We start from the raw sequence: 18,209 nt of genomic DNA on the forward strand, positions 1-18,209 counted from the left end.
TCATCAACATCAGCAAGGAGGGTAACATGAAAAGAAAAAGCAGACTTTCGCTTCTCGGCATTTCCGCATTGGCCATGAGCATCGCGGCCATGCCGGCTTTCGCCAAGACCCAGCTCCATGTCATCGTGGCGCATTTCAGCGACCACACGCTCACCACATTCCAGAATGCGGCCAAGCGTTTCGAGGCGGCCCATCCGGATGTCGAGATCAACATCGAGGATGTCAGCTGGGACAATCTGCAGCAGCGGCTGGCGACCGACATTGCCGGCGGCACCGCGCCCGACATATCGGTCATCGCCACGCGCTGGGTGCTGGACTATGTGCAGAACGATATTGCCGAGCCTCTCGACGGCTATATCAAGCCGGAGTTTCGCAGCCGCTTCTACGAGAATTTGTTGAAGCCGGGCACGGTTGACGGCAAGACCTACCTGCTGCCGATCCTGGCCTCGACACGCGCCCTGTATTACAACAAGGACCTGTACGAAAAGGCGGGCGTCAGCGAAGCTCCGAAGACCTGGGACGAATTGAAGGCCGCCTCCGAGAAGGTCAAGGCCAAGGGCGACGGCGCCTATGGCTTCGGCATCCAGGGCAAGGAAATCGAAACCGACACATACTGGTATTACCCTTTCTGGTCCTACGGCGGCGACATCGTCAAGGACGGCAAGTCGGGCATTGGCAGCGACGCGGGCGTCCAGGCGGCAAATCTCTACAAGTCGTTCATCGACGCGGGGCTGAGCCAGCCGAGCCCGACCGGCTCCAACCGCCAGGACATTGAAACCCTGTTCAAGCAGGGCCGTCTCGGCGCCCTCGTCTCCGGTCCCTGGCTGCGCGGCCAGATCGCCTCCGAGGCGCCGAAGCTGAACTACGGCATCGCCCAGATGCCCGGCGCCACCAAGCAGCTGACCTGGGGCGGGTCCGACAGCATGATGCTGTTCAAGTCTAGCCCCAACAAGGAGGTCGCCTGGCAGTTCATGCAGGAAGGAATTTTCTCCACGGAGACGCGTCTCGAATTCACCTTGAGCGAAGGATTCCTGCCCGTACTGAAGGAAGAAATGAACGATTCGCGGCTGGCCAATGACGCATCCCTGAAGGCATTCGCCGACATGCTGCCCATTGCGCAGTTCGCACCGCTCATGCCGCAGTGGGAACAGGTCGTCGCGGCGACCACGGCCGCACTGCAGCAGATCTATCTTGGCCAGCAGGATGCGAAAACGGCGCTCGGCGCCGCTGCGACCCAGATCGATGGGCTGATCGCACCTCAATGAGACGGATCTGATGTCGCGTCCCCACCTGCTCTTGCCGTTTGCCATGCTGTTGCCGAGCTTCGCGCTCGTCATCTGGATCATGGGCTATCCGGTGGCCGACCTGATGCGCATGTCCGTGCATGCCGTCAACCGGTTCGGGCAGGCGGGGAACTTCGTCGGCGCACTGAATTTCAGCAAGCTTTTTGCCGACCCTCTGTTCTGGGCAAGTTTCAGGCGCACCGTCATCTGGACGGTATGCGTCACCAGCGGCACCATCATGATCTCCATTCCCGTTGCCCTGATCCTGAGCCAGGATTTCGCCGGGCGCAGCCTCGCCCGGTTGATCGTCCTGCTTCCCTGGGCGGTATCGGCCACCATGACGGGCATCGTCTGGCGCTGGACGCTGAACGGCCAGTTCGGCATGCTCAACGCGCTGCTGCTCAAGTTCGGCCTGACAGATCAGCCGATCGAATTCCTGGCGACCGGACAGGTTGCGTTTCCCGTCGCCATCCTCATCGGCATACTTGCGGCCGTCCCGCTCACCGTCATCATCTTCCTCGGCGCGTTTTCGTCATTGCCGGGCGATGTCTTCGACGCCGCGCGGATCGACGGCGCGGGACCGCTAAACACATTCCGCTACATGACGCTGCCGCTGATACGGCCGTTCGTCAACATCGCCATCGTGCTGAACGTGATCTATGCCTTCAACAGCTTCGCCATCATCTGGATCCTGACCCAGGGCGGCCCCGCCAACAGCACGGATATCCTCGTCACCTATCTGTACAAGGTGGCGTTTCAATACGGCAAGATGGCCGAGGCATCGGCCATGTCGCTGATGATGTTCGCGTTCCTGCTCGTGTTCTGCATCCTGTATGCGCGTTTCGCGATGCGCGAACGGGCTTTGTGAGGAGGCGGCCATGAGCTACGCGCGCAAGAGCATACTGTTCTGGCTGCTGCTGTCCCCGCTCCTGATCATGGTACTGCTTCCTTACGCGGTGATGCTGTCCACCGCGTTGAAGCCGCCAACGGAGGTCTTCACCTTCCCGCCGCGCTGGCTGCCCGAGACGATCGACCTGTCGAACTTTACCGTCATCTGGGGCAAGATCGATTTCGGACGCGCACTGCTCAACAGCCTCTATGTCAGTGTCGGCGCGACGATCCTCACTCTGCTGCTGGCGATCCCTGCCGCCTATGCGATGGCGCGCTACACATTGCCGGCGAGGGGGGCGCTGCGCCTCTTCCTGCTGCTGACGCAGATGATCTCGCCTGTCGTGCTGATCATCGGCATCTTCCGCATGATGTCGGCACAGGGGCTGATCAACGATCATCGCTCGCTGATACTCGCCTATTCCGGATTCAGCGTCGCCTTTGCCGTCTGGATGCTGCAATCCTATTTCGAGACCATTCCGCGCGAGATCGAGGAGGCCGCCCATATCGACGGAGCAAGCTGGTTCGCCAGCCTGAGGCACATCTTCCTGCCGCTGGCGATGCCGGCGATCGGCGTCACCGCCATCTTCACCTTCATCGCCGCATGGACGGACTTCATCCTGGCCTTCACCCTGCTGCGGACGCCCGACAAGCTGACCGCGACGATGAAACTGTTCTATCTGGTCAGCGGCACATATCATGTCGACTGGAACGAGGTGATGGCTGCAACGCTCGTCACAACGGTGCCCATTGCCGTCATATTCATCCTGCTGCAGAAGCAGATCGTCGGCGGTCTGGCCCTCGGCGCGGTCAAATAGCTCATTGGACCCTTTGCATGAACACTTCATCTCCCGCCCGTCCCGCGCTCGAACGCCTCATTGGCGGATCGGACGGCAAGAACCGTCTCGCCATCACGGCGGTATGCACCGCCCATCCCGAGGTGCTGCGCATCGCGCTCGAGGATGCCGCGGCGCATGACGAGCCGATCCTGATCGAGGCGACCTGCAACCAGGTCAACCAGGAGGGCGGCTATACCGGCCTGACGCCACAGGCCTTTTTTGACCAGGTCACGGTGATGGCGGAGGCAGCCGGGCTCAAGCCCGGTCGCCTCATCCTCGGCGGCGATCATCTCGGTCCAAATCCCTGGAAGAACCTGCCCGGGGACGAAGCGATGGCCAAGGCGGAAACCATGATCGCCGCCTATGTCCGCGCCGGTTTCAGGAAGCTGCACCTGGACACCAGCATGGGATGCGCCGGCGAGCCTGTGGCGCTGGACGACGAGGTCGTTGCCGATCGCGCGGCGCGGCTGGCCAAGGTCGCCGAGGCCATTTCGGCCACTCAAGGAGGAGTGGCTCCGGTCTATATCGTCGGAACGGAGGTGCCGCCACCGGGCGGCGCGTTCGACAGTCTGGACCATCTTGCGGTGACCGAGCCCGCCGCCGCGAAGCGGACGATCGAGGTCCACCGGGCGGCCTTCGCCCGGCATGGGCTGGGACAGGCGTTCGATCGGGTGATCGGGCTTGTCGTTCAGCCCGGCGTCGAGTTCGGCGATGACGGGATCGCGATCTATCGGCCGGAGAAGGCGATACACCTGAAGGAGGCGCTGCGTGAGCTGCCAGGCATCGCGTTCGAGGCGCACTCGACCGACTATCAGCCGGCAAAGCGGCTGCGGGCCCTTGCCGGCGACGGGTTTGCCATCCTGAAGGTGGGTCCGGCGCTGACATTCGCCTGGCGCGAGGCGCTGTACGGATTGGACCACATCCACGCGGTGCTCACCGGCGAACCCGTGTCGCTGGCGCCGGCCATGGAAGCGCTGATGCTGGAGGAGCCCAAATACTGGGCTCCCTATTACCGGGGCTCAGCCGACCACATGCGTGTGCAGCGCCATTTCAGCTACAGCGACCGCATCCGCTATTACTGGCCCCTGCCGCCGGCGCGCAAGGTCGTCGACGCGCTCCTCGACAGGCTGGGCGACAGGTCCATACCGCAGACGTTGATCAGCCAGCACCTTGCCGCGCGCTATCACGACGCAGTCGCGGCGGACCTGCCGCAGACCGCGCGCTCGCTGCTTGCCGCCTCGGTCCAATCGGTTCTGAGGACCTATCGGGAGGCGAGTTCAAGTCCGGGCTAGTCTAAGCCGCGGCCGGCTTGGCCGCCGAGACGGCGTTCTTCTTGAAGAGCAGCGAGAAATCGGCACTGGTCGCATCGAAGAGGGCCAGCGAGGCGGCGCCCATGGCGGGGATCGCAGGGCCGAGGCTGGACTTCACGATGCGTCTGGAGTCCCCCGTGCGCCGGCTCGATACGGTTCGGGGCAGGGGCACGATCCGCTCGACGATCGCATCGAGAACCGGTTCAGGAATGATCCCGCCGAGCAGGACGGTCTGCGGATCGAAGATATTCTCGAGGTTGACGATTGCCGTGCGCAGATGCACGGCTGCTGCCTCAACCCAGCGCAGCAGCCCGGGGTCAAGATCCGCCAGCGCCCGCACGAGCTGGTCCTGGGCCCTGAGGTCGGCGGATTTGCGTTCTATCGCCGCCAGCGCCGAGCCCACCGAAGCATATTGCTCCAGGCATCCCCTGTTGCCGCATGGGCATGGCCGCCCGCCGGCCTCGACGATCATATGGCCAAACTCGCCCGCCCGACCCTGGCTGCCGCGAAAGGGTTGACCGGCATTGATGATGCTGCCGCCGACGCCGACGCCGAAATAGATGTAGACGAAGTCCCTGTATTTGCGTCCTTCGCCGTAAAATGCTTCGCCGACGGCGGCGGCGCGCGCGTCGTTGTCGGTGAAGATCGGCATGCCGAGCGTCGATTCGAGTTGGCTCTCCAGGGGAAAGCCGTGCCATCCGGATGTGATCTCGTCGGGTGCCAGGCCGATGAAGCTGCCATGGGTCGTGAGGCCGCTCATCGCTATCCCTGTGCCGAGCACACGCTTGTCCGGTATCGGTGTGCGCCGCCGCATCGCGGCGATCGCGGCCGCCATTTTCGGCAACACATAGGCCGGCGAGGTCTCCTCCAGCCGGTCTTCGATCTCATCCAACCTGTTGCCGGCAATATCCACCAGCACCGCGAAGAGCCGGTGATTGTCGATGGAAATGCCGAAGGCATAGCCACCGGTGGGGTTGAGGCGCAGATCCGTCGGAGGCTGGCCTCGGCCGTTGACATTCCGCCGCTCGGCGACGAGCAGTCCGGCTTCGGTCAGCGTCGCGGATATGTTCGAGATCGTCTGCGGGGCCAGCCCGGTCAGCCGGGTCAGGTCAGCGCGCGAAAGCGCGCCATGGACCCTGATGGCTTCCAGCAGCAGCCGGCGGTTATAGGCTTGGCCCTGGTCGAGATTTGTGCCGGCAAATATCATTTTCGTAGCAGCGACGGTTCTTGCATTTGCTGGGATACAGCCTTCGACCGGCATTGTCCAAGCCATGTTTTGCGATGTGGCCTTCGCCCAAGCAGTGACGCACCAGGCAATCGTTTCCCACCATGGTTGCTGTGGGACTGTCCGCACGAACGCCTGCAGGAAGCTCAACTCGAAGCGGTTCGCCTGGCGAAACCGTCGGCTGGGGCAGGTGCGCCGCCCGGGTTCGGGAAGCCGACCGACAGGCGTCGTCAACCGAAAACAGGCGCTTGACAAACTTTCAGATTGTATCCAATATCCTTTATAGGGTAGGTCAATATAAGAGGGAACAAAATGAAATCCGTACGAAATGCAGTGCGTCTTCTGGTTGTGCCGGTGGCATTTTCATCCATGGTGGCTTTGACATCTGCGCCTCTTCATGCGGAGGACATCGCGGCTTCGAAGGCGGAAGGAACCATCTATTTCCTGACGCCCAATTCGCAGATCACCCGGTTCGAAGCCTACGACAAGCCGGGGATGGAAGAGGCACTGAAGAAATACGCTCCCAATCTGAAGCTCGTTGTTCTGAGCGCCGACAACGATCCGTCGAGGCAACTCGAACAGGCCCAGGCGGCCGTGACACAGGGCGCCAAGGCCATCATTCTGGCACCGGCCGTGCCAAATCAGAGCCAGGGGATCGTGCAGGTAGCGCACGACGCCAGCATTCCGGTCGTCGGATATGCCTACAATTCGGATAACAGCGACATCGACTACTATGTCACCGTGCCGTTTGAGCCAATCGGCGAAGCGGCGGCCAATTTCGCGGTCAAGGAACTGGCGGATGCCGAGAAGCCCGTCAGGATCGGCCTGATCACCGGCGACCCATCCTTCTTCTTTGACCGCGAGATCGTCGCTGGCACCGAGAAGGTACTCAATCCGCTCGTGCAGCAAGGCAAGGTGGAGATCGTCTGCAAGAGCGATAACCTGCAGCTCTCGGAAGAAAATGCCCGTGTAGCGACTGACGGCTGCCTGCAGCAAGCCGGTGGCGATATCGATGCAATTCTTGTTCACAACGACAGTTCCGCGAACGGCACCATAGCCGCCCTGGCAGCACAGAACCTGCTTGGAAAAGTCAAGGTATTCGGCGGCTACGACAGTCAGGCCGGAACGATCCAGCATCTTCTGGCGGGCAACATCGAGAACGACATGGTGCCGCCATACCAAGCGATGGCCGACAGCGCCGTCAAGTTGGTGGTCGCGCTTCTCGAAAAGAGCGGCGACGAAAAGAAGATGGTGAACGGGACCTACAACAATGGCATGAAGGAAGTGCCCGCGATCTTCAACGAAAACGTCTTCATCACCCGCGACAATGTGCAGGCGGAACTGATCGATAAGGGAATCCTGACGCGCGAAGAAGTCTGCGCGGGTCCCGCCGTCAAGAGCGCCTTGTGCACCAAGTGACACGGACAGCGCCATGAGTTCCGCAGATACAGAAAGCCCGCCCGTTCTTGAACTCATGAACATCAGCAAGCACTTCGGGGGCGTCCACGCTCTCGAAGGCGTGTCCCTGGCGGTTCGTCCCGGGGAAGTCGTCGCGCTGGTGGGCGACAACGGCGCCGGAAAGTCGACCTTGGTCAAGACCATTGCCGGCATCAACATACCCGATACCGGGGAAATACGTGTTGATGGCGCTAAAGTCAGGATCAGTGCGCCGCATGATGCAATGCGGCTTGGCATCCAGACCGTCTATCAGGACCTCGCTCTGTGCGACAATCTCGATACGGTCCAGAACCTGTTTCTGGGGCGCGAACTGCAGGGCGGGGTCCTGGCTGCCGGCCGCCTGCGGCGTGCCGACATGGAGAGCCGGGCGCGCAAGGTGCTGCGCGAGCTGGGTGTGACGACCCTGCGCGATCTCACAGTGCCGGTGGGCAGTCTCTCCGGAGGGCAACGCCAGTCGGTCGCCATCTGCCGCTCGGTGCTATGGGAGCCGAAAGTCGTCTTGCTCGACGAGCCGACGGCGGCGCTGGGGGTTGCCCAACGCAAGGAAGTCATGGCGTTGATCATTCGGCTTCGTCAGACCAATCATGGTGTTATCGTCATTTCGCATGACCTGGCCGATGTGCAGGAGATGGCCGACACGGTCGTCGTGCTGCGGCTTGGTCGCAAAGTGGCTGAATTCAGCCGTGGAACCTTCTCGCGCGACGATCTGGTCTCGGCCATCACCGGTCTGTCCGCGTCCGCCGCCTAGGAAAACCCCGATGAACAATCCAAGAGGGATGAACAATCCAAGAGGCCTGCGGATGACCAAGGGGGCCAACGTGCCGAACGATCGTGCAAGCTCCCAGGACTTGCAGAGGCGGATCCTGAACGGGATAAGCGGCAAGTATCGGTTTATCCCAGTCCTTGTCGCAATCGCGCTCATCTGGGTTTTCTTCTATGCAATGAACGACCGCTTCCTCTCGCCGCGAAACCTGACGAACCTCGCTGTTCAGATCGTGGTGACGGCCATATTGGCGTTGGGGCTCGTGCTCGTCCTCATCGTAAAGGAAATCGATCTTTCGGTTGCCGCCCTCAGTGCGGTGACATCCGCCGTCATGGGTTATCTGCTGGTCACGCTCGGGCTTCCGTCGTGGCTGTGCCTGTTGGCCGCAATTGTCACTGGAGCGGTCGTCGGGCTGGTCCAGGGCCTGATCATCTCGAGGTTCCGGGCGCCCGCTTTCATTGTCACGCTTGGCACCTCGCTGGCCATGCAAGGCGTGTTGCTGATGCTCTTGCCGAGGAGCGGATCGATTCCCCTGTCGGGAACCGACATCCAGTGGATCGCCAACAGCTTCCTGCCTCCGATGGCGGGCTACCTACTGCTGGCCGTTGGTATCGGGGTGGTTGCCGCCCTCCTTGTGCAATCGTCAAACCACAAGAGGCGGCTTGGCATCGCCCAGTCGATCGCAAGCAATGTCTTGCTTCCGATCGCGACCTTGAGCCTCGCAGGCGGTGTCTTCGTCGCCATTCTCAGCCTTGATCGGGGCGTTCCAACGCCCGTGGCCATCCTGATCGTTCTCCTCTCCATCATGGCCTATGTCACGACCCAAACGAAGTTCGGCACCTATCTCTACGCCATTGGCGGCAACGTGGAGGCAAGCCGGCGCGCCGCGATCAATGTTGGCCTGATCCGCATCTACACGTTCATGATTGCCGGCGCGCTGGCCGGCATTGCCGGCATCATCTCCGCGTCACGCACACTGGGTGTTTCCGCGCAGTCCGGCAGCGGCACGCTCTTGCTCGAGGCGGTGGCCGCCGCTGTGATCGGCGGCGCCAGCCTGTTCGGCGGCCGTGGTTCGGTCTGGGCGGCTCTTCTGGGAGCCTTGCTCATCGGCAGCATCACCAACGGGCTTTCACTGCTCAGCGCTCCCACCGAGATCAAGTACCTGGTTCAGGGTTTGATCCTGGTGCTTGCCGTCACCGCGGATGGGCTGCTCTCGCGGGATGCAAAATCCTGAGCGGTTCGCCGGTGCAACGCGGTTCGGCCGCGGCGTCAGCCAAGTTTTCGGCAGTTTATTTCGAGGACACACAGTGAAGATTCTCGGTTATGCAAGTGATGTGAGCATCCGCCCGGGCGATACGATCGATTTCAAGATCAGCGCGGCGCAGGCGCCATACCATGTCGAGTTCGTCCGGCTGCATGGCGTCGAAATCGATGGCGATGAGCAGGCCGTTAGAGAGGAAAGCATCGTCAACGCCGCCGCCGGTCGCTACGACGGTCGAGTGCAGGACCTTTGCCCGGGTTCCTATGCGATCGTGGCTCCCAGGATATCCCCGGAGATCTCGACTTTTGGCTTTGACGTTTGGGTTCAGCCAACCCTCGGGGATCGCGACTGCCAGACAATTCTGGCTGTCGCCGCCGATCGGGCCGCGGCTTGCTGGTCGCTCGTCATTGCCAGGGACCAGTTGGAACTGCGCATCGGCTCCGGAGACGACACCAAGGTTCTTTCCATGGGCCTCCATGACCATGAGGGGAAGTGGATCCATATCACGGGCGGGCGGACCGATCGTGGCATCGCGCTTGAGTTTGCCGTCGATGGACTGTGGCCGTCCCAGCGTTTCGAGGAAGCGGCGTTTCTCGCACTGCCTGATGCGCCTGGCTCCGCTCGGGTCGAACGCATTCTCATCGGTTCCAATCTTGACGGGAACGGCCATCCGGTCGACCGCTTCAACGGCCGGATCGACAACCCTTCCGTGCTGTCGGCTCCCGGAGACAGGCAAAGGCCGATCGCCTCATGGGATTTTGCGACAGGGATCGACACGCTCATCATCACCGATGTTTCCGGCAACGACCTGCATGGGACGCTCGTCAACCGGCCGGCCCGTGGGGTGCGGGGTCATCTGTGGAAGGGGACGAAAGTCCGCTATCAAGAAAATCCATCGGAGTGGTCCGCCATCCATTTCCATGAGGACGATCTGAACGATGCCGGATGGGAGACGGATTTCAGCGCCATTTTTCCGGAGACGACGCCGAGCGGAATCTATGCCGCCAAGCTCACGCAAGGCGATCAGGTTGAACATCTGCCGTTCTATGTCCAGCCGACCGAGCATTCCAAACACAAGGTCCTGTTTCTGGCTCCCACCAACACTTATCTCGCCTATGCCAACGAGCACCTGGGGTATGGTGAACGTGGTGAGGCGCACCAGAAGCGGATGCGCGACAAGATCCAACTGAACGAGACGGACATTTTCGTTCATACGCATCCCGAGCTCGGTCTTTCGATCTACGACCGGCATGCGGATGGCAGCGGCGTCATGCATTCCTCATGGAAGCGGCCTGTCGTCAATTATTCGCCGAACTACATCACCTGGCTCAATGCCGCCCGACGCCATTTCGCGGCCGACTTCTACATCACCGGCTGGCTGGAGAGATCTGGCGTCGGTTTCGATGTGGCGACTGACGAAGACCTGCATCGCATGGGCAGCGAGCTTCTTGCCCGCTACGACGTCGTCGTCTCCGGCACTCACCCGGAATATCCAACCTCGTCGGAGATGGACGCGCTGAAGGCCTATGCCGGGCAAGGCGGGAGCATCATGTATCTCGGGGGCAATGGCTGGTATTGGGTGACGAGCTATGATGGCGACGACACCAGGACGCTGGAGTGCCGGCGCGGCTATTCGGGCGAGCGCAACTGGACGTCTCATCCCGCTGAACTGATGCATGCCACGACGGGAGAAATCGGAGGCCTCTATTCGCACCGAGGTCAAAGCAGCCGCCTGTTTTTCGGCGTCGCATCGGCCGGCGTCGGCTGGGGCAACGCCTCGGGCTATTCTCGCACCCGGGACTCCTACAGCCCCGACCTTGCCTTCATCTTCGAGGCCATCGGCGATGAAATGATCGGCGACTTTGGCTATGTCCTTGGCGGCGCCGCGGGCGATGAACTGGACAGCGCGGACTTCGGGGCGGGCACGCCCAGCAATGCCCGCGTGATCCTGAGTTCGCGGCACAATGACACCTATTACCCCTTCCTGGAATCCGTCACCCAGGTCGAGCCGGATGTCAGCGGACCGAACAATCCCAATGTCAGGTCCGACGTCGTCTTCATCGACACCGGTGCGGGTGGCGGCATCTTCTCCGTCGGGTCGATCTGCTGGGCAGGATCGCTGGCCTATAACAACTACGACAACAACGTCGCGACGCTGACAGGCAACATACTTCGGCACTTTCTGCGGCAAGTTTAGCCAGCCACGGTCGTGGGCGGGAGCCAAGTTTGTTTGTCCTGAGGTGTCAGATTGGCGGGGCCGGGGCTGGACTTGGGAAATTGGATATTGTAGATTGGATATAATGATGAATGTAGAGTGCATCATCGAACGCAAGAGGAAGACATGACTAACTGGACTGGGGTGTTTCCCGCCGTTACCACCAAACTCAATCAGGATGGCTCGATCAATGTGCAGGCCAATCAGTCCGCCATCGACAGGCTGATCACCAATGGGGTTTCGGGCGTGATCGTCCTGCCGATGCTCGGCGAGAATGCCTGCCTCACTCCTTCCGAGAAAGAACTGGTTATCCGCAGTGCCCAGGAAGCGGCCGCGGGCCGGGTGCCAGTGCTGTCCGGGCTTGCCGAGATCACCCAGTCCGACGCCAATTCGCGCGCTCGTGAATTCGAGAAGCTTGGCGTGGAAGGCCTGATGGCGTTTCCCACTCTGGGCTACAAGTCCGATGCCCGAGAGACCACCGAATGGTACAGGAGTCTCGCCAAGGCCAGCGGGCTACCGATCATGATCTACAACAACCCGATCGCCTATGGCGTCGACGTCACGCCCCGGATACTGCAGGAACTGGCCGACTCCCCGACTATCGTTGCCGTCAAGGAAGAAACCGGTGATGTCCGTCGCGTGACCGACATGTATGTCGCGCTCGGCAATCGGTATCAGATCTTCTGCGGTGTTGACGATCAGATCGTCGAGAGCGTCGCACTCGGCGCGGTCGGCTGGGTGTCGGGCATGACGAATGTCTGGCCCAAGGAATGCATCACGCTGTTCAACCTGTGCGTCCAGGGGCGCAAGGAAGAGGCGCTGCAGCTCTACAGATTGCTCACGCCTGCTTTCCATCTCGACACGCATGTGAAGCTCGTCCAGTACATCAAGCTTTCCGAAAGCCTGGTCTATGGCGCGCCCGAATGGGTGCGTGGTCCGCGCCTGCCGCTCGTTGGCGAAGAGCGGGAATTCGTGACGCGTATCATCAAGGATGCGATCCAGAAGCTTGAAAACTACGCGTTGCCGAAAGCCGCATGAGATCGCCATAGTGATGAGGATAGCGGACAGTTTGCACCAAAAATGTCCGCCGTCTTCGCCGCCGAAGTTTGAACCGGGAGTGGGCAGGGTGCGTTCCAAGAAATACGATTACATCGTCGTGGGATCCGGGGCGGCAGGCTCCATTGTTGCCGCCCGGCTCGGCGAGGACCGCAATGTCAGCGTTCTGGTCCTCGAGGCGGGGCCGCACGACAGTTCGATCTATGTTCGCATGCCGGCCGCGATGTCCTATCCGCTGACCGACAAGAAGCGGACATGGGAATTTGAAACCGGGCCCGAGGCGGCCCTCGATGGCCGCATGGTCACCCATCTTCGCGGCAAGATGCTTGGCGGCTCGGGATCCCTGAATGGCATGGTCTATGTGCGGGGAAATCCGCGCGACTTCGACCGCTGGGCGGAAGATGGTCTTACCAACTGGTCCTATGCCCATTGCCTTCCATACTTCAAGAAACTGGAATCGTATGACAGGGGAAGCAATGAATATCGGGGCGGTCAGGGGCCGATCCGGATCACGACGCTAAAGGCCGAACTCGAACCCTTCCGTGCGTTCCTGGAAGCCGGGCAGCAGGCAGGACACCCGCTCAACGAAGACTACAACGCCTACCGTCAGGAAGGCGTCCACGCCTATCAGGCCAACATCGATAACGGTATCCGGGCCAGCGGTGGCAGGGCCTATCTCCGCCCCGCCATCAAGCGGGGCAATGTCGAGCTCGTTTTGAATGCCCTGGTTCACAAGGTGGATTTCAGCGGAAAGAAAGCCGTCGGCGTCACCTTCGAGAAGAACGGCGCCGTCCAGTCGGTTGAAGCCGAGCGCGAGGTCATCCTGTGCGGTGGCGCCTTCAACTCGCCGCAAGTGCTTCTGCTGTCGGGTATCGGTCCAGCGGCCGAACTCGCCGCCAATGGCATCAAGAGCGTGGCGGATGTTCCCGGCGTGGGGAAGGGGCTGCAGGACCACGTCGCCGTCTCCATCAAATATCGTGCCTCGCATAAAGGCGTGTCGCCCGCGGTCGACATGAACCTCATCAAGATGGCGTTCATCGGTGCGCAATGGCTGTTCTTCAGGAAGGGCCTGGGCATAACCAATCTCTGGGAAGTCGGTTCGTTCTTCAAAAGCAGCGATGCCGTCGACTATGCCAACATCCAGCACGAGTTCCTGCCGATGCTCGGCGAACTGATGCACGGAAAGGTCAATATCGAAGAAGGGTTCCAGTATCAGGTTTGCCTGGGCCGGCCGGAGAGCCGGGGGGCGGTGACGCTCAAGTCGGCGGACCCCAGACTGCACCCATCAATCGTGTTGAACTATCTCCAGCAGCAGCAAGACAGGCGAAATCTGATCGACGGCGTTCGCCATACCGACGAGATCATCCAACAAAAGGGTTGGGACAGCATCCGTGGCGAAGCCATCGTTCCCGGCTTGCGCAAGCAATCCGACGACGAGGTTTTCTCCTGGCTCAAGGAGAATATGGGAACCCAATACCATCCATGCTCGAGCTGCCGGATGGGCAATGACGACATGGCTGTCGTTGACGACGAAGGTCGGGTTCATGGCGTCGAGCGGCTTCGGGTGATCGATGCTTCGGTCATGCCGCGCATCCCGAATGGCAACCTCCACTGCCCTACGATGATGATCGCCGAAAAAATGGTCGATCGCGTGCGCGGTCGCCAGGCCCTGCCGCCGCAAATCGCTCACTACGCCGACGAAGGACGTCCGGGCTGAAATCAAAAGGGCCGACCGCCCGCAATCTGACCGACACCACGCGAACCGCGGGGATGACCTGACCACAAACACTTCGACAGTCGATTTATTATATCCAATATCCATTATGAAGCGTGAGTAAAGCAACAAAAAGGGGAAATCACATGGCGAAAGAACCGAAGACGTCTATGCTTGAAGCAATACAGCTCACCCGACGTGCCGCGCTGCTCAGCCTGGCGGGCGCCGGCATTGGAGTGTCGACAGGACGACTGTTCGTGACACCGGCCCGCGCGGCTTCAGGCGGCTCATTGCAGATCATGGCGTGGGAAGGCTACGACATGACGAATGAACTGCAGGACTGGCGGGCGGCGAATGGTGTCACTGTGGAAACCTCCTCGATCGCTTCCCAGGACGATGTCCAGGCAAAGTTTATTGCCGGCAATCCTCCCCCCATCGATCTTGCCGAGTACAACCAGGCCTACAGCAAGCTTTACATCAAGGACATGAAGATCGTCTCGCCGCTCGATATGTCCAAGATTCCGAACTACAACGCAGACAATCTGTTCGATGTCTTTTTCGACAAGCCGACATGGTTCTCTGACGGCAAGCATTGGGGATCGCCTTACATCTGGGGCTTCAACACCCTTCTCTACAACTCCGACATGATGAAGAAGCCGACATCCTACAAGGACCTTCTGGATCCGAGCCTGAAAGGCAAGATCGCGATCATGGACGACGCAACGGGCAATTGGCCTTTGATTGCGCGTCTGGTAGGCCTGGGTGACAAATATCCCCTGCTGACGCGCGACGAACTGGCCAAGGCGTTCGAGAACTACGTGTTGTACCGCAACCAGGCCCGTCTGATTTCGATCAACCAGGGGGACGTCGCCAATTTCGTCGCGTCGAAGGAAGTCGCGGCGGTCCTGGTGGCCGATCCGTCGATCATCACGCAGGTCCGAACGCAAGGCGTGCCGCTCGAAATGGCTATTCCCGAAGAAGGCCCTGTCCTGTGGGTCGACGCCTGGTTCATTCCCATATCCGCAGACAATATCGAGACCGCGCACGCATTCATCAACCAGTCCCTCGATCCCCAGGTCCAGGCCAAGGTCGCGACGGCGGTGGTGCAGGCGCCGGTTTCCAAGAAGGCCGTCGAACTGCTCGACGAGGATGCGCGCAAGCGGATCGACTACGCGAAGATCAACGAGATTTTCGCCTCCGGCCTGCCGGGCATTCCCCCGGTCGATGAGGATGGCGAGCACGCGACCTATGCGGACTGGGTCCAGGCCTGGCAGGAATTCAAGGCAGGCCTTTAATCTGCGGGGACAGCGGGAAGGGGCGGCCGGCAAGGCCTTCTCTTCCTGCGGCCGTTCGGCAAAGGAAATGGGATGACATCATCACAGAGGACCGGAGGCATTCTGGCAGCGCCGACGGCAGCCTACATGCTGCTTTTCTTCGTGATGCCCGCCATATTGCTGTTTTCCTACAGTTTCTGGACATCGACGGGGTTCCGCATCGTCCCCGATTTCGTGCTGACGAATTATCTCTCGGCGATCAGATCGCCACTGTTCCTGCGGGTGACCACCAATGCGATAGTGATCGGCCTGATCACAGCTGCCGTTACGCTCTGCCTGGCCATCCCCGTCGGGTACTACCTCACCTATGTTGCCCGATCCAAAATCATCTTCTATCTCATTCTCATCACCTGGTTCTCCAGTTATCTCGTGCGCATCTACGCGTGGCGCACCTTGCTCGGCACAAACGGACTGCTCAACGCGGTCCTGCTCCAGCTCCGCATCGTCGACACACCCGTGCAGGCGTTTCTGTTCAGTCCTTTCGCGGTCGCCATAACGCTGACCCATATCTATTTGCCATTCGCGATATTGATGGTCGTTTCAGCGATGAGCGAGATCAAGGCCGAGCTTATCGAGGCGTCGCGGGATCTCGGCACTTCCGCTCTGGGGGCCTTCTTCCGGGTTGTCGCACCCAACGCCGCGCAGGGACTTGTCGGCGCCTTCATGCTGACCTTCATCCTGGTCGCGGGGGACTATGTCACGCCGCAGATGGTCGGCGGATCCTCAGGTCAAACGACGGGCCTCCTGATCGCCGACCAATTCCGCAAGACCGGCAATTGGCCGCTTGGTGCCGCCCAGGCCTTCCTCATGTTTCTCGTGTCGCTGCTCATCTATGCGCTGGTGCTCGCCCTGGGCCGCCTCACGGGGCTCATTCCGGCACGGCGCAAAGCCAAGCCCGTCGGCGAGGTGGCATGATGCTGCTCAAAGCTGTCGTCTATGCCGTGCTGGCTTATCTGCTGATTCCGCTCGTCGTCATCGTCTTGTTCAGCTTCAACGCCGAGCAGTCGTTTTCTTTTCCAATCAACGGCTACAGCTTCCGCTGGTATGCGCTGATCTTCCAGGATCCGCAGCTCGGCCAGGCTCTCGTCAAAAGCCTGATGATCGCCACTGCGACGGCGATCGTCACTCTTGTCCTTGGCACGGCTGCATCGCTCGCCTGGCTGCGGCTTGGGAGATTTGGCAGGAGCGTTCTCGAAATCCTGTGCATCACGCCGATCGCCCTGCCGGGCCTGTTCCTCGGCGTTTCATTGCTGGTCCTGGCCGCGCAACTCGGCGTCCGGCTGTCGATGGTTACGATCGTCGTTTCCCACGTCGTCTTGTCGGTTCCGATGCTCATGATTGCGATGCGGGCACGGCTTGCGCTTTTCGATCGAACGCTGGAGGAGGCATCCCGCGATCTTGGAGCCTCACAGATCGGGACATTCAGGAGGATAACGCTACCGTTGATCGCGCCGACATTGATCTCCTGCGCGATCCTGAGTTTTGCCCTGTCGTTCGACGAATTCGTCGTCACGTCATTCGTCGCCGGCACCGAGACCACCTTGCCCATGTATATCTGGTCGATGATGCGCCGCACCGTGACGCCGCTGATCAATTCGATCTCGACGCTCGCCCTTTTGTTCTCGGTGATGATCATGGCGATCGGTTTTGTCGTCGGACGGTTCAAACGCGCATCCGCCCTCTCAGACCGTGCATCCTCGTGAGGCTCAAATGAACCGTGGAATTTCCTCCGAGACGCCGTTGATCGAAATGTCCAACGGCCAGAAAAAGTTCGGTCTCTTTCAAGCGCTCACGAATATCGACCTCACCATCAACGAGGGGGAGATCGTGACCCTGCTCGGCCCGAGCGGCTGCGGCAAGACCACGTTGATGCGGATCATCGCCGGCTTCGAAGCGCTGTCGTCGGGGAGCCTGAAGATCGACGGCAAGGATGTTGCTGCATTGCCTCCCGAAAAGCGGCCCGTGAACATGGTTTTCCAGCGCTACGCCTTGTTCCCGCACCTCGACGTCTTCGACAATGTCGCCTACGGCCTCAAGGTCAAGGGCGTCGCCAGGGAAGAGCGCCGCAGCCGCGTCCAGGCAATGCTGAAGACGGTGCAGATGGAAAGCCTTGCGCACCGGTTCATCGGCGAATTGAGCGGCGGCCAATGCCAACGCGTCGCCTTGGCAAGGGCCTTGGTGAATGGCCCGCGGGTGCTCTTGCTCGACGAGCCCCTGGCTGCGCTCGACCTCAAGATCCGCCAGCACATGCTTGCCGAGATGAAACGGATCCAAATGGAAACCGGAGCGACATTCGTCTATGTCACGCACGATCAGGATGAAGCCATGATCCTGTCCGACCGGGTCGTTCTCATCGATCGCGGCCGGATCGTGCAGGTCGACAAACCTCAAGACATGTATTTTCGTCCAAGGACACTTTTTGCGGCGAAGTTTCTCGGCGAAACCAACCTCTTCGAGGGCAAAGCCGGTGCATCCAGCGATGGACAGATCTTGTTGCAGACCCCGGATGGACCGTTCGACATCACTGCCGGGGCGGTGCCCATGGGCGGCGCCCACACGGCTGTAATGTCCGTTCGCCCCGAGGCAATGTCATTCCGGCGGTGCGCGTCGCAAGACGACCATGAGCTGGAGGCCGAGATCGACGACGTGATCTTCTCCGGCAGCCGCTCTTTTTTCCATCTTGTCAGCCGTGGCGGCCAGAAATTCCGCGTTCAGGTTCAAAACCTGCCAGGCGCTGAACTTCCTGGAACCGGCGACATGGTCCATGTCTGCTGGCGCAAGGACAGCGCGATCATTCTGCAGCCTTGACGGCTGGTCCGCACGACGGTCTCGACAATGCACTGCACTAGCGCGGCGATTTCAT

General features: G+C 60.7%; 15 protein-coding genes. 14 read left to right on the forward strand and 1 reads right to left on the reverse strand.

Annotation, left to right across the window (positions count from 1 at the left end):
* The first annotated feature begins 26 nt into the window (after nt 1-26).
* From WC739_RS02305 to WC739_RS02320, 4 genes are read left to right on the forward strand one after another with little or no spacing between them, the layout of a single operon-like run.
* The gene (locus tag WC739_RS02305; protein WP_372951391.1) at nt 27-1,265 is read left to right on the forward strand and encodes a sugar ABC transporter substrate-binding protein; all 1,239 of its coding nucleotides are present in this window, start codon (nt 27-29) and stop codon (nt 1,263-1,265) included.
* A gap of 10 nt (nt 1,266-1,275) precedes the next feature.
* The gene (locus WC739_RS02310; RefSeq protein WP_372951392.1) at nt 1,276-2,151 is read left to right on the forward strand and encodes a carbohydrate ABC transporter permease; all 876 of its coding nucleotides are present in this window, start codon (nt 1,276-1,278) and stop codon (nt 2,149-2,151) included.
* 10 nt (nt 2,152-2,161) lie between these two features.
* Nucleotides 2,162-2,989, forward strand: a complete 828-nt coding sequence (locus tag WC739_RS02315; RefSeq protein ID WP_372951393.1) for a carbohydrate ABC transporter permease — start codon at nt 2,162-2,164, stop codon at nt 2,987-2,989.
* 17 nt (nt 2,990-3,006) lie between these two features.
* Nucleotides 3,007-4,302, forward strand: coding sequence for a class II D-tagatose-bisphosphate aldolase non-catalytic subunit (locus WC739_RS02320; RefSeq protein WP_372951394.1), 1,296 nt, complete (start codon nt 3,007-3,009; stop codon nt 4,300-4,302).
* 1 nt (nt 4,303) lies between these two features.
* Here the strand turns inward: WC739_RS02320 and WC739_RS02325 are convergent, their stop codons facing one another.
* Nucleotides 4,304-5,527, reverse strand: coding sequence for an ROK family transcriptional regulator (locus WC739_RS02325; RefSeq protein ID WP_372951395.1), 1,224 nt, complete (start codon nt 5,525-5,527; stop codon nt 4,304-4,306).
* A gap of 330 nt (nt 5,528-5,857) precedes the next feature.
* On the opposite strand from WC739_RS02325, the gene WC739_RS02330 reads away from it, so the two are divergent.
* The 10 genes from WC739_RS02330 to WC739_RS02375 all read left to right on the forward strand — a co-directional run bounded on the left by WC739_RS02330 (nt 5,858) and on the right by WC739_RS02375 (nt 18,154).
* Nucleotides 5,858-6,964, forward strand: a complete 1,107-nt coding sequence (locus WC739_RS02330) for a sugar ABC transporter substrate-binding protein (protein ID WP_372951396.1) — start codon at nt 5,858-5,860, stop codon at nt 6,962-6,964.
* A gap of 13 nt (nt 6,965-6,977) precedes the next feature.
* Nucleotides 6,978-7,751 (forward strand): ATP-binding cassette domain-containing protein, encoded by a 774-nt coding sequence (locus WC739_RS02335; RefSeq protein WP_372951397.1) that lies wholly within the window; start codon nt 6,978-6,980, stop codon nt 7,749-7,751.
* A gap of 10 nt (nt 7,752-7,761) precedes the next feature.
* Nucleotides 7,762-9,000 (forward strand): sugar ABC transporter permease, encoded by a 1,239-nt coding sequence (locus WC739_RS02340; protein WP_372951398.1) that lies wholly within the window; start codon nt 7,762-7,764, stop codon nt 8,998-9,000.
* A 73-nt stretch (nt 9,001-9,073) separates the two neighbouring features.
* Entirely contained in the window at nt 9,074-11,224 is a 2,151-nt protein-coding gene (locus tag WC739_RS02345; RefSeq protein WP_372951399.1) for a N,N-dimethylformamidase beta subunit family domain-containing protein, read from the forward strand.
* Nucleotides 11,225-11,368: 144 nt separating this feature from the next.
* Nucleotides 11,369-12,280: a dihydrodipicolinate synthase family protein gene (locus WC739_RS02350; protein ID WP_372951400.1), complete on the forward strand. Its 912-nt coding sequence runs from the start codon at nt 11,369-11,371 to the stop codon at nt 12,278-12,280.
* Between the two features lie 88 nt (nt 12,281-12,368).
* Nucleotides 12,369-14,015: a choline dehydrogenase gene (locus tag WC739_RS02355; RefSeq protein WP_372951401.1), complete on the forward strand. Its 1,647-nt coding sequence runs from the start codon at nt 12,369-12,371 to the stop codon at nt 14,013-14,015.
* A gap of 143 nt (nt 14,016-14,158) precedes the next feature.
* Nucleotides 14,159-15,307, forward strand: coding sequence for a PotD/PotF family extracellular solute-binding protein (locus WC739_RS02360; RefSeq protein WP_372951402.1), 1,149 nt, complete (start codon nt 14,159-14,161; stop codon nt 15,305-15,307).
* A gap of 72 nt (nt 15,308-15,379) precedes the next feature.
* A complete protein-coding gene (locus tag WC739_RS02365; RefSeq protein ID WP_372951403.1) occupies nt 15,380-16,261 on the forward strand; it encodes an ABC transporter permease in 882 nt (293 codons plus the stop codon).
* A complete protein-coding gene (locus tag WC739_RS02370) occupies nt 16,258-17,049 on the forward strand; it encodes an ABC transporter permease (RefSeq protein WP_372951404.1) in 792 nt (263 codons plus the stop codon). The genes WC739_RS02365 and WC739_RS02370 overlap by 4 nt, the downstream gene beginning before the upstream one ends.
* A gap of 7 nt (nt 17,050-17,056) precedes the next feature.
* Complete coding sequence (locus tag WC739_RS02375; protein ID WP_372951405.1) at nt 17,057-18,154, forward strand: ABC transporter ATP-binding protein; 1,098 nt, start codon at nt 17,057-17,059, stop codon at nt 18,152-18,154.
* Nucleotides 18,155-18,209 lie beyond the last annotated feature (55 nt).

It is taken from the genome of Mesorhizobium sp. (genome assembly GCF_041661565.1).
Classification (GTDB): domain Bacteria; phylum Pseudomonadota; class Alphaproteobacteria; order Rhizobiales; family Rhizobiaceae; genus Mesorhizobium.

Coding starts and splice junctions, on each gene's coding strand:
- WC739_RS02305 (WP_372951391.1), top strand. CDS start 27: ATGAAAAGAAAAAGCAGACTTTCGCTTCTCGGCATTTCCGCATTGGCC.
- WC739_RS02310 (WP_372951392.1), top strand. CDS start 1,276: ATGTCGCGTCCCCACCTGCTCTTGCCGTTTGCCATGCTGTTGCCGAGC.
- WC739_RS02315 (WP_372951393.1), top strand. CDS start 2,162: ATGAGCTACGCGCGCAAGAGCATACTGTTCTGGCTGCTGCTGTCCCCG.
- WC739_RS02320 (WP_372951394.1), top strand. CDS start 3,007: ATGAACACTTCATCTCCCGCCCGTCCCGCGCTCGAACGCCTCATTGGC.
- WC739_RS02325 (WP_372951395.1), bottom strand. CDS start 5,527: ATGATATTTGCCGGCACAAATCTCGACCAGGGCCAAGCCTATAACCGC.
- WC739_RS02330 (WP_372951396.1), top strand. CDS start 5,858: ATGAAATCCGTACGAAATGCAGTGCGTCTTCTGGTTGTGCCGGTGGCA.
- WC739_RS02335 (WP_372951397.1), top strand. CDS start 6,978: ATGAGTTCCGCAGATACAGAAAGCCCGCCCGTTCTTGAACTCATGAAC.
- WC739_RS02340 (WP_372951398.1), top strand. CDS start 7,762: ATGAACAATCCAAGAGGGATGAACAATCCAAGAGGCCTGCGGATGACC.
- WC739_RS02350 (WP_372951400.1), top strand. CDS start 11,369: ATGACTAACTGGACTGGGGTGTTTCCCGCCGTTACCACCAAACTCAAT.
- WC739_RS02360 (WP_372951402.1), top strand. CDS start 14,159: ATGGCGAAAGAACCGAAGACGTCTATGCTTGAAGCAATACAGCTCACC.
- WC739_RS02365 (WP_372951403.1), top strand. CDS start 15,380: ATGACATCATCACAGAGGACCGGAGGCATTCTGGCAGCGCCGACGGCA.
- WC739_RS02370 (WP_372951404.1), top strand. CDS start 16,258: ATGATGCTGCTCAAAGCTGTCGTCTATGCCGTGCTGGCTTATCTGCTG.
- WC739_RS02375 (WP_372951405.1), top strand. CDS start 17,057: ATGAACCGTGGAATTTCCTCCGAGACGCCGTTGATCGAAATGTCCAAC.